The 15,386-nt window shown below is 70.9% G+C and carries 14 protein-coding genes; 6 read left to right on the top strand and 8 right to left on the bottom strand.

Annotation, left to right across the window (positions count from 1 at the left end; all coding sequences use genetic code 11):
- Nucleotides 1–189: 189 nt before the first annotated feature.
- A complete protein-coding gene (panB, locus tag ACGFRF_RS33775; RefSeq protein ID WP_393746560.1) occupies nt 190–1,056 on the bottom strand; it encodes a 3-methyl-2-oxobutanoate hydroxymethyltransferase in 867 nt (288 codons plus the stop codon).
- A 216-nt stretch (nt 1,057–1,272) separates the two neighbouring features.
- Here panB and ACGFRF_RS33770 point away from each other — a divergent pair, with 216 nt between their 5' ends.
- The 4 genes from ACGFRF_RS33770 to ACGFRF_RS33755 all read left to right on the top strand — a co-directional run bounded on the left by ACGFRF_RS33770 (nt 1,273) and on the right by ACGFRF_RS33755 (nt 6,122).
- The gene (locus ACGFRF_RS33770; RefSeq protein WP_393746558.1) at nt 1,273–2,859 is read left to right on the top strand and encodes an MFS transporter; all 1,587 of its coding nucleotides are present in this window, start codon (nt 1,273–1,275) and stop codon (nt 2,857–2,859) included.
- Between the two features lie 76 nt (nt 2,860–2,935).
- The gene (locus ACGFRF_RS33765) at nt 2,936–3,565 is read left to right on the top strand and encodes a TetR/AcrR family transcriptional regulator (RefSeq protein WP_393746556.1); all 630 of its coding nucleotides are present in this window, start codon (nt 2,936–2,938) and stop codon (nt 3,563–3,565) included.
- A 320-nt stretch (nt 3,566–3,885) separates the two neighbouring features.
- The gene (locus ACGFRF_RS33760) at nt 3,886–4,800 is read left to right on the top strand and encodes an endonuclease/exonuclease/phosphatase family protein (protein ID WP_393746661.1); all 915 of its coding nucleotides are present in this window, start codon (nt 3,886–3,888) and stop codon (nt 4,798–4,800) included.
- A gap of 95 nt (nt 4,801–4,895) precedes the next feature.
- The gene (locus ACGFRF_RS33755) at nt 4,896–6,122 is read left to right on the top strand and encodes an MFS transporter (RefSeq protein WP_393746554.1); all 1,227 of its coding nucleotides are present in this window, start codon (nt 4,896–4,898) and stop codon (nt 6,120–6,122) included.
- A 145-nt stretch (nt 6,123–6,267) separates the two neighbouring features.
- Here ACGFRF_RS33755 and ACGFRF_RS33750 read toward each other — a convergent pair whose 3' ends face one another.
- From ACGFRF_RS33750 to ACGFRF_RS33735, 4 genes are all read right to left on the bottom strand, one after another.
- Nucleotides 6,268–6,591, bottom strand: a complete 324-nt coding sequence (locus ACGFRF_RS33750; protein WP_393746552.1) for a hypothetical protein — start codon at nt 6,589–6,591, stop codon at nt 6,268–6,270.
- A 322-nt stretch (nt 6,592–6,913) separates the two neighbouring features.
- Nucleotides 6,914–8,854: a protease pro-enzyme activation domain-containing protein gene (locus ACGFRF_RS33745; RefSeq protein WP_393746550.1), complete on the bottom strand. Its 1,941-nt coding sequence runs from the start codon at nt 8,852–8,854 to the stop codon at nt 6,914–6,916.
- Between the two features lie 210 nt (nt 8,855–9,064).
- On the bottom strand, nt 9,065–9,697 hold the full coding sequence (locus ACGFRF_RS33740; protein ID WP_393746548.1) for a DUF305 domain-containing protein: 633 nt from the start codon (nt 9,695–9,697) through the stop codon (nt 9,065–9,067).
- The gene (locus ACGFRF_RS33735; RefSeq protein WP_393746546.1) at nt 9,694–10,371 is read right to left on the bottom strand and encodes a DUF3105 domain-containing protein; all 678 of its coding nucleotides are present in this window, start codon (nt 10,369–10,371) and stop codon (nt 9,694–9,696) included. Before ACGFRF_RS33735 ends, ACGFRF_RS33740 begins: the two co-directional genes overlap by 4 nt.
- 179 nt (nt 10,372–10,550) lie before the next feature.
- Here ACGFRF_RS33735 and ACGFRF_RS33730 point away from each other — a divergent pair, with 179 nt between their 5' ends.
- On the top strand, nt 10,551–10,997 hold the full coding sequence (locus ACGFRF_RS33730; RefSeq protein WP_393746544.1) for an RrF2 family transcriptional regulator: 447 nt from the start codon (nt 10,551–10,553) through the stop codon (nt 10,995–10,997).
- 290 nt (nt 10,998–11,287) lie between these two features.
- On the opposite strand, the gene ACGFRF_RS33725 is transcribed toward ACGFRF_RS33730, so the two are convergent.
- Nucleotides 11,288–12,472, bottom strand: coding sequence for a globin domain-containing protein (locus tag ACGFRF_RS33725; protein ID WP_393746542.1), 1,185 nt, complete (start codon nt 12,470–12,472; stop codon nt 11,288–11,290).
- Between the two features lie 305 nt (nt 12,473–12,777).
- Between ACGFRF_RS33725 and glnA the strand changes: the two genes are divergently transcribed.
- Complete coding sequence (glnA, locus tag ACGFRF_RS33720) at nt 12,778–14,139, top strand: type I glutamate--ammonia ligase (protein WP_393746540.1); 1,362 nt, start codon at nt 12,778–12,780, stop codon at nt 14,137–14,139.
- A 215-nt stretch (nt 14,140–14,354) separates the two neighbouring features.
- Here the strand turns inward: glnA and ACGFRF_RS33715 are convergent, their stop codons facing one another.
- Both ACGFRF_RS33715 and ACGFRF_RS33710 read right to left on the bottom strand, forming a co-directional pair.
- Nucleotides 14,355–15,008 (bottom strand): DUF3618 domain-containing protein, encoded by a 654-nt coding sequence (locus ACGFRF_RS33715; RefSeq protein WP_393746538.1) that lies wholly within the window; start codon nt 15,006–15,008, stop codon nt 14,355–14,357.
- Nucleotides 14,984–15,349: a phage holin family protein gene (locus tag ACGFRF_RS33710; protein ID WP_393746536.1), complete on the bottom strand. Its 366-nt coding sequence runs from the start codon at nt 15,347–15,349 to the stop codon at nt 14,984–14,986. Before ACGFRF_RS33710 ends, ACGFRF_RS33715 begins: the two co-directional genes overlap by 25 nt.
- Nucleotides 15,350–15,386 lie beyond the last annotated feature (37 nt).

Genomic DNA, 15,386 nt, shown 5'->3' with positions numbered 1-15,386 from the left:
CAGCCGACCGACACCGGCCGACGTACCGCCGACACCACCGACACGTCCCCGACGAGCACCGCAACCATCGATCGAGGAACCACGAGCGGCGCGCACCACCTTCGCGAGAGCGGCGCCGGCCCAGGCGCAAAAGGCGGCAGCCCGCCGACGGGGGATGATCGGCGGGCTGCCCGGTGTTTCCGGATTGGTCTAGTGGACGGAGTGCTCCTCCAGCGGGAAGGTCCCGCCGACGACGTCCTCCGCGAACTCCTTCACCGCGTTGCCCATGACCTCACGCAGGTCGGCGTACTTCTTGACGAACTTCGGCACCCGCCCGGACGTCAGCCCCAGCATGTCGGTCCACACCAGCACCTGCGCGTCCGTCTCGGGCCCGGCACCGATGCCGACGGTCGGGATGTGCAGCACTCGCGTCACCTCGGCCGCCAGCTCCGCCGGGACCAGCTCCAGCACGACCGCGAACGCACCCGCGTCCTGCACGGCCTTCGCGTCGCGCAGCAGCTGCTGCGCCGCCTCCTCGCCCCGCCCCTGCACGCGGTAGCCCATCGCGTTGACGGACTGCGGGGTCAGGCCGATGTGGGCCATCACCGGGATGCCGGACTCGACCAGCAGCCGGATCTGCTCGTGCGAGCGCTCGCCGCCCTCCAGCTTGACCGCGCCGACCCCGGCCTCCTTCACCAGCCGGGTCGCCGAGCGCAGCGCCTGCACCGGACCCTCCTGGTAGGAGCCGAAGGGCAGGTCGCCGACGATGAGGGCGCGGTTCGTACCGCGGACGACGGCCGCCGACAGCATCGTCATCTCGTCGAGGGTGACGGGCACGGTGGTCTCGTACCCGAGGTGACAGTTGCCCGCCGAGTCGCCGACGAGGATCACCGGGATGCCGGACTCGTCGAAGACGGACGCGGTCATCGCGTCGTAGGCGGTGAGCATGGGCCACTTCTCGCCCCGCTCCTTGGCGAGGGCGATGTCGCGGACGGTGATGCGGCGGGTGCCCTTCCCCCCGTACAGCGCCTTGCTGCCGTCGGAAGGCTTGTTCTGGGCAGCCGAAAGCTGCGTCATGGCAACGGCTCCTTCAGTCATCTCGAGGCGCCCTCACGGCGTCCCCGGATCGTCTCCATGGTGGCACCTCGTGCCAGTCACGGCCAGGGGGACCCCCTGTGATCCCCATCCGTGGCCGAATGCCGCCCACGGCCCTGACTCGAACACGTGTAAGGCCTTGGTAAAGAAATTCGATACGAGACGGTTCCGTATCGAAATGACCTTAGGCTCGAACACATGACAAGTCCCGCCCCTGCCCCCCGGATACCGGAAGCCGTGCACCGGCGCCGCTGGGCGATCCTCGGCGTGTTGATGCTGAGCCTGCTGATCGTGGTGCTCGACAACTCGATCCTGAACGTCGCCATCAAGACCATCTCCACCCCGGCGCCGACCGGCCTCGGCGCCACCCAGAGCGAGATCGAGTGGGCGATCAACGCCTACACCCTCGTCTTCGCCGGCCTGCTGTTCACCGCCGGCCTGGTCGGCGACCGCCTCGGCCGCAAGAAGGTGCTGCTCGGCGGCATCGCCGTGTTCGGCATCGGCTCCGCGCTCGCCGCCGAGTCCGGCTCCCCGGGCCAGCTGATCGCCTACCGCGCTCTGATGGCCCTCGGTGCCGCCTTCGTCATGCCCGCCACCCTGGCCGTGCTGATGAACGTCTTCGAGCGCGAGGAGCAGCCCAAGGCCATCGGCATCTGGGCCGGCGGCGTCGGCCTCGCCATCGCCATCGGCCCGATCACCGGCGGCGCGCTCCTCGACCACTTCTGGTGGGGCTCGGTCTTCCTCATCAACGTGCCGATCGTGATCGTCGCGCTCGCCCTGATGGTCTGGCTGGTGCCCGACTCCCGCGACCCGAACCCCGGCCGGCTGGACCCCATCGGCGTGGTCCTGTCCGTCGTCGGCCTGGTGCTGCTGGTCTACGGCATCATCAAGGGCGGCGAGCTGGCCGACTTCACCGACGCCAAGGTGCTGGCGACCGTCATCGCCGGTCTCGTCGTGCTGGCCGTCTTCATCGTCTTCGAAAAGCGCAGCGACCACCCGTCGCTGGACGTCACCTACTTCAGGAACAAGGTCTTCTCGGCCGCCATGGGAGCCATCGCGCTGGTCTTCTTCGCGCTGATGGGCGTCACCTTCTTCGGCGTCTTCTACACCCAGAGCGTGCGGGGCTACTCCCCGCTGGAGTCCGGTGTGCTGATGCTGCCGCTCGCCGTCGCCCAGCTGATCTTCGCGCCGCGCGCCCGGCTCGTCGTCGATCGGTTCGGCAACAAGGCCACGACCACCGGGGGCCTGGTGCTGATCGCGGCGACGCTGGCCGCGTTCGCCGGCTTCGAGGCCGACACGCCGATCTGGCTGCTGGAGGTGGTCTTCTTCCTCATGGGCACCGGCATGGCGCACATCATGACGCCGACCTCCGTCGTCATCATGCAGGCCCTGCCGCGCGAGAAGGCCGGCTCCGCCTCGGCGCTCAGCAACACCTTCCGCCAGGTCGGTGGCGCCCTCGGCATCGCCGTCCTCGGCTCGGTGCTCTCCACCGCGTACCGCAACGGCATCGAGGGCGAGCTCGGCTCGCTGCCGCCCGGCCTGCGCGACACCGCCGCCGAGTCCATCGAGGCCACCCTCGGCATCGCCGACAAGCTCGGCCCGCAGGGCAAGGCCCTGGTCACCCCCGCCCACGACGCGTTCCTGCACGCCATGCACGTCACCGCCCTGTGCGGTACGGGCGTCGCGCTGATCGGCGCCGTGGTGGTCGCCGTCTTCCTGCCGGGCAAGCCGCCGGCCGGTCAGAAGGGCAGGGAGGAACACGAGTTGGTCGGCGCCACGGACTGAGATTCGACCGGAACTCCACGGGGGAAGGAGGCCGCTGCGGGACAATCCCCGCAGCACAGTGAGAGGACGGAGTGCCGTGAGCCTTGCCGACAGCCGGCCGCGACCGGACGGGCCCGCGCGGGGCCGGCCGCGCAGTGAAGCCGTGGAACGCGCCATCCTGGAAGGCGTGATGAAGCTCCTGGAGGAGGGCGTGCCCCTTGCCGAGCTGTCCATCGAGCGGGTCGCGCGCACGGCCGGGGTCGGCAAGGCCACCATCTACCGCCGCTGGAGCGGCAAGGAGGAACTGTTCGTCGACGTCGTACGCGCCGCCGAACCCCCCGACCCCGTACTCCCCGGCACCTCCGTGCGCGACGACCTCGTCGCCCTCCTGGAGTCCCTGCGGCAACGAGGGCTGGCCAACCGCTCCTCGGCGCTGCTGCACAGCGCCCACGCCCAGATGAAGAGCAGTCCCAAGATCTGGGCGGCCTACCACGAAAACGTCATAATGCCCCGGCGCAACCTCGGACTCGAAGTGCTGCGCCGCGGGCAGCGCAACGGCGAACTCCGGCCGGACATCGACGTTGAACTGGCCAACGACCTGTTCGTCGGGCCGATCCTCGTCCGCACCATCATGCGCCCCGACGCCGATCTGCCCGAGGATCTGGCGGAGCAGATCGTCGACACGGTCCTCGAAGGCCTACGACCCGTCAGCTCGACGGCCGCATAGCACCAATGTGCGCGTTTCGTCACAGACCTCGCTGCTCCCGGGGGTAACAGGAACCCCGGTCCCGCTCCGTTCGTCCTCGTCTTCCGTACGGCCGTCATGGGACGGCGGATCGGAGCCGATCATCCCCTAGGGTCGGAAGAGCAGGGGGACGAACGGTGTGCACGGCAGGCAGTGAGGCAGACGGTATGGCGCAGCAGGCGTACATGACGGAGACGGACAACGGCGGCTCGGAGCCCGAGCGACCGGCTTCCCGGCTTCGGCGCCTGGCGCACCGCCTCCTCGACGGCTGGCGCGGCGACGGGCGGGTCTGGCGCCGCGGCATGGTCCTCGCCGCCCTGGGCCTGCTGCTCGCCCTGGTGATGCTGGTGCACTCCCGCATCCCCAACCGGGTGGGCAACCTCGGCAGTCTCACCGAGACCTTCCTGCCCTGGCTGGGCGTGGCCATCCCGGTGCTGATGGTCCTCGCCCTGATCCGGAAGTCGGCGACCGCCCTGATCACGCTCCTGCTCCCGGCGATCGTCTGGCTGAACCTCTTCGGCGGGCTGCTCACCGACAAGTCGGGCAGCGGCGGCGACCTGGTGGTGGCCACCCACAACGTCAACGCCGACAACCCCGACCCGGCCGCGACCGCCACCGACGTGGCCGCGTCCGGCGCCGACGTACTGGCCCTCGAGGAACTGCCCGCCTCCGCCGTCCCCGTCTACGAGAAGGCGCTTTCGCGGACGTACAAGTACCACGCGGTCGTCGGCACGGTCGGCCTGTGGAGCACGTACCCGATGAGCGGTGTCAGGGCCGTCGACATCAAGCTCGGCTGGAAGCGCGCGATGCGTGCCACCGTGGCCACCCCGCGGGGCCCGGTCGCGGTCTACGTGGCGCACCTGCCCTCGGTGCGGGTGAAGATGGAGGCCGGGTTCACGGCCCGGCAGCGTGACAAGAGCGCCGACGCGCTCGGTGAGGCGATCGCCGACGAGACCGTCCAGCGGGTGATTCTCCTCGGCGACCTCAACGGCACGATGAACGACCGCTCGCTCAACGCCGTCACCGCCCAGATGCGCTCCACACAGGGCGCGGCGGGCAGCGGCTTCGGGTTCAGCTGGCCGGCGTCGTTCCCGATGGCGCGGATCGACCAGATCATGGTCAAGGGCGTCGAGCCGCAGAGTTCCTGGACGCTTCCGCGCACCGACAGCGACCATCTGCCGGTGGCGGCCCGTGTGAAGCTCGACACAGGCTCTTAACCCGCTGGAATACTGGACCTGAGAGCGTTTGTTCCGTCCGGGAACATACTGCGAGACTCGCACCTGTACGGCACTCCGCTCTGAAAGGTCCCTTCATGCCCCTGGCCCTGCTCGCCCTTGCCGTGGGTGCCTTCGGCATCGGTACCACCGAGTTCGTGATGATGGGCCTGCTGCCCGACGTCGCGGACGATCTGCACATCTCCATCCCCGCCGCCGGGCACCTGGTCTCGGCGTACGCGCTGGGCGTCGTCATCGGCGCCCCGCTGCTGGCCGCCGTGACGGCCCGCATGTCCCGCCGCACGGTCCTCATCGCCCTGATGGCCCTGTTCGTCGCGGGCAACGCGCTCTCCGCGCTCGCCCCCGGCAACGGCTCCCTCCTGGCCGCCCGCTTCGTCAGCGGCCTGCCGCACGGCGCCTTCTTCGGCGTCGGCGCGGTCGTCGCCACGAACATGGTCCCGCCGGAGCGCAAGGCCCGCTCGGTGTCCCTGATGTTCCTCGGCCTGACGGTCGCCAACATCGCGGGCGTCCCCGCCGCCACGCTGATGGGCCAGCACCTCGGCTGGCGGGCCACCTTCCTCGGCGTGAGCGTGATCGGCCTGGCGGCGATAGCCGCGCTGGCCCTGCTGATCCCGCACGACCACACCCACGCCTCCGCGACCGGCCTGCGCGGCGAACTCGCCGCCCTGAAGTCCCTGCCGGTCTGGCTGGCCCTCGGTACGACGGTGGCGGGCTTCGGCGCGCTCTTCGCGGCCTACAGCTACGTCACCCCGATGCTGACGGACTCCGCCGGCTTCGCCGAGACCGACGTGACGCTGCTCCTCGCGCTCTTCGGCGTCGGCGCCACCGCCGGTAACCTGCTGGGCGGCCGCCTCGCGGACCACTCCCTGCGCGGCACGCTCTTCGGCGGCCTGGTCTCCTTGGCGGCGGTACTCCTGCTCTTCCCGCTGCTGATGCGCGCCGAGTGGAGCTCGGCCGTCGCCGTGACCCTCCTCGGCACGGCGGCCTTCATCACCGGCTCCCCGCTCCAGCTGATGGTCATGGAGAAGGCCGCGACGGCCCCCTCCCTCGCCTCCTCCGCCAACCAGGCGGCCTTCAACCTGGCGAACGCCGGCGGCGCCTGGATCGGCGGCCTGGCCCTCGCGGCGGGCTTCGGCGTGACGTCCCCCGCACTCGCGGGCGCGGCCCTGGCCGTCCTGGGCCTGGGTGTGGCAGCCGTGGCGTACGCGGTGGACCGCCGCCGGGAGACGCCGTCAGCGGGCCGAGTGATCACCTCCCACGTCCCGGAGCCGGAGGCGGAGGGATCGGGCGCGCTGCACCACTGAGGGGCGGCGGCGGGCTGGTCCGGGGGGCTGGTCAGCGGGCCGGCCCAGGTCTGGCCGGGGGGTCGGCCCGCCCCGCTGGTCAGGCCCGGATCCAGGCGGCCCACCACGTCCGAGGTAGCCCAGGCACCATGTGCCGGACGGTTCTTCAGTCACCGATGAACCACAGAGAACTCCCCGGCGTGGTCACGCAGACCTCCAGCATCGCGGCGAGGTCGAGGAGGGCGGCCTGCTCGGACGGGAGCGTGCGCTCCCGCAGGAGGGCGGCCACCTCGGGAAGGGCGGCCTGGGCGTCCTGCTCGGTGAACCGGGTGTCCCGGTAGGGATCGACCTGCGCGAGCCGCCCGTGGCTCACCCCGTCCAGGGCCCGGGCGAGGGCGTCACCGTGCGCATGGGAACGGCGGACGACGGTGTCCCGGCGCCCCTTGTTCCGAGAGGCCTGCCTGACCCGCAGCTCCAGCTCGATACCCACGGCACCCCCGTACGGCTTGGTCCACCTGCCCGAGCCGCCAAGGCAACCGTCGGTCCGCTCGTTTCCCGGCCAGTGTCGTGCTTCCGCGAGGTGAGTCAAGGGCCCGCGCCGTGGCCGCGCCGCGGTTCCCGAGCGTGACGGGTCCGGCGGCGGGGCGTACGTACCCGCGAAGCCCGGCAGGTCGACGCGGAGGGAGGGGAGGGTCATGCCGTGGCGACCGACCGGATCGACTTCGGTGACGCGCTCGAGGCCCCCCGACGCGAACGGGGCGTGAGGTGTCCACCACCCCACGCCCCGTCAGCGGAGCGACGACAGCGCTTGCTTACCGCCGGAAGGACTGCACGTACCCGTTGGCCGGCGAGCCGACCCCCGTCACGTCGTCGTAGCCCTTCACCGCGGACAGCGAGCTGTCCTTGCCGAGGCTGCGGACCGAGGTCAGCAGGCCGTCGGCGGCGTCGTAGCCGTTGGCGAAGTCCACGCGGGCGACCGCCAGGCCGGAGCCCGTCGGGTTGTCCGTGACGTCGTGGAAGACGCCCTTCTTGCCGTACTTGGCGTAGATCGCCGGGTTGGCGAAGCCGAGCGCCTTGCCGCCGCGTGCCTCCTGGGCGAGGGCCTGGACCGCCGCGATCACCGGTGCGGCCAGCGAGGTGCCGCCGATGCGGTACTCGCTGTACTGCTCGGTGCCGTCCGGGAAGGTCTGGGTCTGGCCGACCAGGAAGCCGGTGTTGGGGTCGGCGATGGCCGCGATGTCCGGGACGACGCGGTTGCCGGTGGCGCTGTTGGCCTTGGCGAGCGAGTCCGGGACGACGCCCTTCTGGTAGTACGGCGCGGCGACCGTCCTGCTGGTGCCGCCGCCCGCGCCCGAGGTGAACGCGCCGGGGAAGCCCGCCCAGCTCTTGCCGTCGGCCGACAGGGTCGCCTTCTCGGTGCCCCAGCCGGTCTCCCACTGGTACGTGCCGCCCTTGCCGACGGCCAGCGAGGTACCGCCGACCGCGGTCACCCACGCCGAGTTGGCCGGGGTGTCGACCTGCTTCGTACCGGTGTTGGCGACCTCGTCGCCGTTGTCGCCGGAGGAGAAGTAGAAGCCGATGCCCTGCACCGCGCCCAGCTGGAAGACCTGGTCGTAGGCGGCCGCGAGGTCCGGCGTCTGGTTGGCCTCGATGTCGCCCCAGGAGTTGGAGACGATGTCGGCCAGGTGGTTGTCGACGATCTTGCCGAGCGAGTCCAGCAGGTCGTCGTCGTAGCAGGACGAGGCGCCCACGTAGGTGACGTCGGCGGCGGGCGCGACCGCGTGCACGGCCTCGACGTCGAGGGTCTCCTCGCCGTACCAGCCGGCCGCGCCGCACTCCTCGGTCTTCGTGTAGTTCTTCGGCAGCACCTGGTGCAGCTGGCCGCTCTTCCAGGCCGCGTCGCCGTTCTTCAGCGCGTACTTGTCCGCGTCGTAGGCGATGGTCGGGGAGGCGTACGCGTCGGTGATGGCGATGCGGACGCCGCGGCCGGTGTACGTGCCCGCGCCGTACGCGGCGCGCAGCTGCTTGCCGGTGTAGCCCTTGATCGCGTACGGGATCTTGGTGCCGTACGCGTCCGGCAGGGTGGTCGCGATGTTCGAGCCGAAGTACGAGGAGAACGGCCCGGCGTTCTTGAACACGGCGTCCGGGGGCGGCAGCTGGTCCTTGTGGCTCGCCTTGTGCGGCGCGTTGTCCAGGCCGGTGACGGTCAGGACGGCGCCCTTCAGGCCGGCCGGCACGGACGCGGTCCGCGCGGGGGCGCGGTAAGTCCTCGACCCCTTCGCGAAGTTGTGCAGCTGGGTGCCGAAGGCCTTCTCGGCGGCGGCCACGTCACCGGAGACGGCGACGTAGTGCGTGGTGACCTGGGTGACCGTCAGACCGGCCGACCGCAGCCAGGACGTGACGGCGGCCACCTGGGCCTTGGTGGCCCCGAAGCGGGCCTGCGCCTTCTTGGCGCTCAGGTACTTGCCGTACAGCGGCGAGCTGGGGTCGGACACCGCCTTGGCGTAGGCGGCGAGTCCGGCCCGGTCCCGGCCGGCCAGGTAGACGCGGGCCTTGACCTGGGCGCTGTTCGAGGTCGCGCCCCTGTCCGCCGTGGCCGTGGCCCAGGCGGGCTTGGTGCCCGTCAGCGCGTCACGGGCCGGGGAGTCCGCGGCGTGCGCCGTGGGTATGCCGAGCGCCAGCGCGCCGGCGATCATGGGCAGTGTCGCTGCCATGCTCACACCGGCACGCATCGTGGCGCGGTTGGATCTCATAGAACCCCCTGCGATGCGGTTCGCATGCATGTAGTGGTTGGCGCGTCGTGGACGTGCGCGCCGGCTCGCGGCGGTGTCGGCCGGCGAATGGATCACACGACGGGGGCCACTCTCTCGATGAACCGTTCATGCCAGGGGAAGGTGAAAGTCAAGAGAAGCTCAAGTAACCGCCGAGTGGGGCGATTTGCGGCTTTCCGTCTTACGGCGGTGTTACGGACGGGGTTGTGCGCCGCGCTCCTCGAGCATGTCGGCCATCAACTCGATCTCCGACTGCTGTGACTCGACCATGCCCTGCGCGAGCCGCTTCTCCACGCCGACGGTGCACCTGGCGACACATCCCTCGGCCATGTGCACGCCGCCCTTGTGATGGTCCGTCATCAGCTGGAGGTAGAGGATCTCCGCCTGCTTCCCGCTCAGCGACTGGAGCTTCTTCAGCTCGGTATTGGTCGCCATGCCCGGCATCAGCGCACCGTCCTTGCCGGCGGCCATGTCGCCCATGCCCATCCAGGTCATCGGCGGCTCGGCGGACACCTTCGGCAGCTCCCACAGGTCCAGCCAGCCCAGCAGCATGCCGCGCTGGTTGGCCTGGGTCTGCGCGATGTCGTAGGCGAGCCGCCGCACTTCCTCGTTCTTCGTGCGGTCCCGGACGATGTACGACATCTCGACGGCCTGCTGGTGGTGCACGGCCATGTCCCGCGCGAACCCGGCGTCCGCGGACTCCGCCCCCGGCGTCCTCGCGTCCGTTCCGCCGCCGTCCTCGGCGACCGCGTACGTGATCGCGCCGGCCGCGACGAGCACCGCCGCCGCGGCCCCCGCGGCCCAGCCGATGTGCCGCCGCCTCACTTCATGACCCCGCCGGTGCACGAGGCGCCCGGCTCGGGCGTCTGCTTGCCCTGCACGTAGGTGGCGAAGAACTTGTCCACCGCGGGGTCGCTCGCGCCCTTCACGGTCAGCTGGTGGCCCCACGCGGACAGGATCAGCGGTGCGGCCTGGTTCTCGTACGGGCTCATCAGCGAGTACGGCGTCTTCTTCACCTTCGCCGCGAGCGCGTCGACGTCGGCCTTCTTCGCCTTGGCGGTGTACGTCACCCAGACCGCGCCGTGCTCCAGCGCGTGCACCGCGTTCTCGTCCGGCACCGCCTTGGTGTAGACGTCGCCGTTGCAGTTCAGCCAGACCGGGTTGTGGTTGCCGCCGACCGGCGGGTGCATCGGGTACGACACCTTGCTCGTCACGTGCGTGCGCGCCAGCTTGCCGGACCAGGTCCGCACCCCGTCCTTGCCGGTGGTGAAGTGCCCGGAGTCCCCGGAGTTCTTGGCGTCACCGCTCGCGGTCGAGTCCTTCTTGTCCGACTGCGAGTTCACCAGGACCACACCGCCGACGACGAGACCCGCGACGACCACCACACTCGCGGCGATGGTGAGCACCCGGTTGCGGCGCTCACGGGCATGCTCGGCGCGTCGCATCTCCTCTATGCGCGCCTTGCGCGCCGCGGTGCTGCTGTTCTTGGCGGAACCCATGAGGCGTGTCCTTCTGGGGAAAGGGGACGGGCGGGAGGGGTGGGGCTCGCTGATCGTAATGGGGAAGGGGGCCCTTCCGTAGACAGGGCACAGAAAACGGGCCGCTCGGCGTGGCACGGGGGAAGCGTCGGCGACCTGGATAAGTTGAACCTGGGATGCGTATTACCTACGCTCGCGGTATGCGGCTGCTGCGCTCCACCGACCTCGCCCTGCGCGTCCTGATGCGGCTCGCCGTGTCCGCCGCCGCCACCCCCACGACCCGCCAGGTCGCGGCGGACATGGACGTGCCCTACACGCACGCCGCCAAGGTCGTCGCCGAACTCCGGCATCTGGGCCTGGTGGACGCCCGCCGCGGCAGGGGCGGCGGACTGACCCTCACCGAACGGGGCCGTACGGCGTCGGTCGGCGCGGTGGTCCGCACCTTCGAGGGCGAAGGCGACGTCGTGGACTGCGAGGGTGCGACCCCTTGCCCGCTGAACTCCGGCTGCCGGCTGCGCGGTGCCCTGCGCCGGGCCCAGGAGGCGTTCTTCGCGGCACTGGACCCGGTCACGGTGTCCGACATCGTCACCGACCCGACCGGCCCGCTGCTGCTGGGCATCTCCCGGGGCCCGGCCGGGGACGGCTGAACCGCCGACCGGAAACCGCCGTCGAGCACCAGTGGTTCCCGCGGGCGGACGGCCGGCGCCCGCTGGATCGTGCCCCGCCCGCCGCAGGACGGGGGCGCCGCGACCGACGTCTCCGTTCTCCCCGGCCTGCCAGGTCCGGGGAGTGCTCGAGGGCGGCGCAGGTCACCGCGCCGCCCTCGAGCACCGGCACGGAGCGTGTCCCTACGGGGCCGAGAGCCCCGGGGCCCGCCGCGCGGGCATCCTCCGCCTCGGCGCCTGGGGCTTTCTTCCCGGCCGCGCGCCGGCCGCTTCTAGCCGTGTGCCAGCCACAGGTCCGGGCCGAACACCTCGTAGTGCACGTCCGCCGGTGCCACGCCCTTCTCGATCAGCTGGGCGCGGACCGCGCGCATGAAGGGCAGCGGCCCGCACAGGTACGCGCGCGTGCCGGGCTGCACCGTGATGCCGGTCAGGTCGACCAGGCCGGTGCGGTGGCCCGGCTCGGCGTCCCGCTCGTAGAAGAAGTGCGCGGTCGCGTCGGGGAGCTTTCCGGTGTACGTCTCGTGGTCGCCGCGCAGGGCGTGGTCGGCGGGGGAGCGGTCGCCGTGGACGACGGTGACCGGGCCCTGGTGGCCGGTGCCGGCGAGATCGGCCAGCATCGCGACCAGGGGGGTCACGCCGATGCCCGCCGAGGCGAGCAGCAGGGGGGCGTCCGGGCCGGCGTCCAGGACGAGGTCGCCGTACGGCTCGGACAGTTCCAGGACGTCACCGGCCCGCACGCGCGTGTGCAGGTGGTTCGAGACCTCGCCTTCGGGCGTCGTACCGCCGTGCACGCGCTTGACGCTGATCTGGCGGACCGTCTCGTCCGGTGCTCCGGACAGGCTGTACTGCCGTATCTGCCGGGCCCCGTCGGGCAGGGTGACGCGGACGGAGACGTACTGCCCGGCACGGAAGCCGGCCACCGGGCCCCCGTCCACCGGCCGCAGCCGGAAGGTGGCGACGTCCGCGGTCTCCTCGATCCGCTCGACGACCTCCCACTCCCGCGGGCCGCGGCCGCCGCTCTCCTCGTACAGCCGCTTCTCGATGGCGACGAGCGCGTTCGCCATCAGCCAGTAGACCTCGTCCCAGGCGGCCGCCACCTCGGGCGTGACGGCCTCGCCGAGGACCTCGGCGATGGCGGCGAAGAGGTGCTCGTGGACCACCGCGTACTGCGCGGGGGCGACGCCGAGGGAGGCGTGCTTGTGCGCGATGCGGCCGAGCAGGGCGTCGGGCCGCTGGTCCGGGTGGTTCACCAGGTGTGTGGCGAAGGCGGCGATGGAGCCCGCGAGGGCCTGCTTCTGGGTGCCGGCGGCCTGGTTGCCGCGGTTGAACAGGTCTCGGAGCAGCTCGGGGTGGGCGGCGAAGAGCCGGGCGTAGAAGCGCTCGGTGATCTCGCCGATGGCGGCTCCGACGGCGGGGAGGGTGGCGCGGACGGTGGCGGCGGACTGCTCGGAGAGCATCGGGACTCCTCACGACTCGACTGATCGCACGCTATGAAAACTTGCATCTGAGATGCAAATTAAAAGAACGTGGTGTCGCTCACTCGGCGAACCGGACCGGCCATTACGGATGTCGGCCCGAGCAGGCAAGATGGACAAGAGCGCGGTACACCTGCCGTACGAGAGGCGTTCAGGCCGAGGACGCTCGGGCGATCGGGGCCCGCAACGCGCATGAAATGGTGTTGTGGTGGGATGCTCAGGTGCCCGACCGCCTTCAGTGGTACGGGGGACAGGCGGCCTGACCAGCAAGGATGGGGAAGCGGAAGATGGACAAGCAGCAGGAGTTCGTGCTCCGGACGTTGGAGGAGCGCGACATCCGGTTCGTACGCCTGTGGTTCACGGACGTGCTGGGCTTCCTCAAGTCCGTGGCCGTGGCTCCCGCAGAGCTGGAGCAGGCCTTCGACGAGGGCATCGGCTTCGACGGCTCCGCCATCGAGGGCTTCGCCCGGGTCTACGAGTCCGACATGATCGCCAAGCCGGATCCGTCCACCTTCCAGGTCCTGCCGTGGCGCGCGGAGACGCCCGGCACCGCCCGCATGTTCTGCGACATCCTGATGCCGGACGGCTCCCCGTCCTTCGCCGACCCGCGCTACGTCCTCAAGCGCGCCCTGGCCCGCACCTCCGACCTGGGCTTCACCTTCTACACCCACCCGGAGATCGAGTTCTTCCTCCTGAAGGACCGCCCCCTCGACGGTTCCCGCCCGACCCCCGCCGACAACTCCGGGTACTTCGACCACACCCCGACCAACGTCGGCATGGACTTCCGCCGCCAGGCGATCACCATGCTGGAGTCGATGGGCATCTCGGTGGAGTTCTCCCACCACGAGGGCGCCCCCGGCCAGCAGGAGATCGACCTGCGCTACGCCGACGCGCTCTCCACGGCCGACAACATCATGACGTTCCGCCTGGTCATGAAGCAGGTGGCGCTGGAGCAGGGGGTGCAGGCGACCTTCATGCCGAAGCCTTTCTCCGAGCACCCCGGCAGCGGCATGCACACCCACCTCTCCCTCTTCGAGGGCGACCGCAACGCCTTCTACGAGTCCGGCGCGGAGTACCAGCTCTCCAAGGTCGGCCGTTCCTTCATCGCCGGCCTGCTCAAGCACGCGGCGGAGATCTCGGCGGTCACCAACCAGTGGGTGAACTCCTACAAGCGCATCTGGGGCGGCTCCGAGCGAACGGCGGGTGCCGGCGGCGAGGCCCCCTCCTACATCTGCTGGGGCCACAACAACCGCAGCGCCCTGGTCCGCGTCCCGATGTACAAGCCCGGCAAGACGGGCTCGGCCCGCGTAGAGGTCCGCTCCATCGACTCCGGCGCCAACCCGTACCTGACGTACGCCGTCCTGCTGGCCGCCGGCCTGAAGGGCATCGAGGAGGGTTACGAGCTGCCGCCGGGCGCCGAGGACGACGTCTGGGCGCTGTCCAACGCCGAGCGCCGGGCGATGGGCATCGAGCCCCTCCCGCAGAACCTCGGCGAGGCCCTGACCCTCATGGAAGGCAGCGACCTCGTCGCCGAGACCCTCGGCGAACACGTCTTCGACTTCTTCCTGCGCAACAAGCGGCAGGAGTGGGAGGAGTACCGGTCCGAGGTGACGGCGTTCGAGCTGCGGAAGAATCTGCCGGTGCTGTAGGCGGCGGTCCGGGCGGATCGGGGTACCGGGGAAGCATGTTTTTCTTCAGCAACCGGATCGGATGCCTCGGCTCGCTGCTCATCAGCGTGGTGGCGACCGTCGTCCTGATCATGATCTTCCGTCGCTGACCGTCCGCCCGGATGTCCGGTACGGCAACGCCCCGCGACCACGGGGTCGCGGGGCGTTGCCGTACCGGACAGCGCCGTGATCCGTCCTCAGGGCGTCTCGTCCGTCAGATGCCGGCCGGACTCACGTGCCTGCTCGGCGACCTCGCCGGTCCGGTCGCGCGCCTCCTCCTGTGTGACGCGGACCGCCTGGGCCGCGCTCTCCTGCACCTCCGTGGCCGCGCTCTGCGCCACCTCCCGGGCGCCTTCCTTCAGGTTGTGCGCGGACTCGACGGCGGCCTGCTTGACCGGTTCCAGGGCCTCGCTCTGCATGAGATCGGACGCCGCCTGCTGCTCGGCTTGCGTCGCAGGCAGCAGCGAGGACGCCAGGACGCCGACGCCGAAGGCGATCAGCCCGGCGGCCAGCGGGTTGCCCCGCGTCTGGCTCCGGGCCAGCTCGGGTGCCCGCTGGACGGCCTGTCCCGCCTCGCCGGCCGCGTCGCGTGCCGCGTCGACCGCCCGTCCCGTGCCCTCCTGCAACGAGCCGGCCGCCGACTGCGCGGTGTCCGTCATGCTCTGCGCGGTCTGGGACGCGCTGCCCATGACCCGCTCACGGATGCCGGACACCGCGCCACGCATGCGCTGAGTGCGACGGCGGACCACTCGCCGGGGACTGGTCCGGTCGGCGAGCCGGTCCACGTCCGAGGACAGCCGGTCACGCGTGGCCTCGATCTCAGTCCTCACTTGGTCGGGTGACGTGCCCATTCCGCGTTCTCCTTCAAGGTCTCGACGGTTCGCTCGGGTTTCGGGGAGACGGCGCGCATCCGGTTCCGGCCCCGCTGGTAGAGCACGGCCGCGACGACCGCCCACACCGCGGCGACGATGAGGGCGGCCCATCCCCCGTCCAGCACGTTGGACAGGCCGAGCATGGCGGCCAGCGACAGGAACAGCAGGACCAGGTAGCCGGCGAACCCGGCTCCGCCGTACATGCCCGCGGCCTTGCCCGCTCGGGTCCCCTCCTCCCTGATCTCGGCCTTGGCCAGCTTCACCTCCTGACGGAAGAGCGTCTGCAGATCCGAGGTCACCTCGGACAGGAGCTGTCCCACGGAGACATCCCGCTCCGGCGGCCGGGGTACGCCGGGC

This window comes from Streptomyces sp. NPDC048521 (assembly GCF_043199855.1).
In the GTDB taxonomy this organism is placed as follows: domain Bacteria; phylum Actinomycetota; class Actinomycetes; order Streptomycetales; family Streptomycetaceae; genus Streptomyces.
The sequence above is the reverse complement of the archived record's forward strand: the minus strand, read 5'-3'. Positions and strand labels throughout refer to the sequence as shown.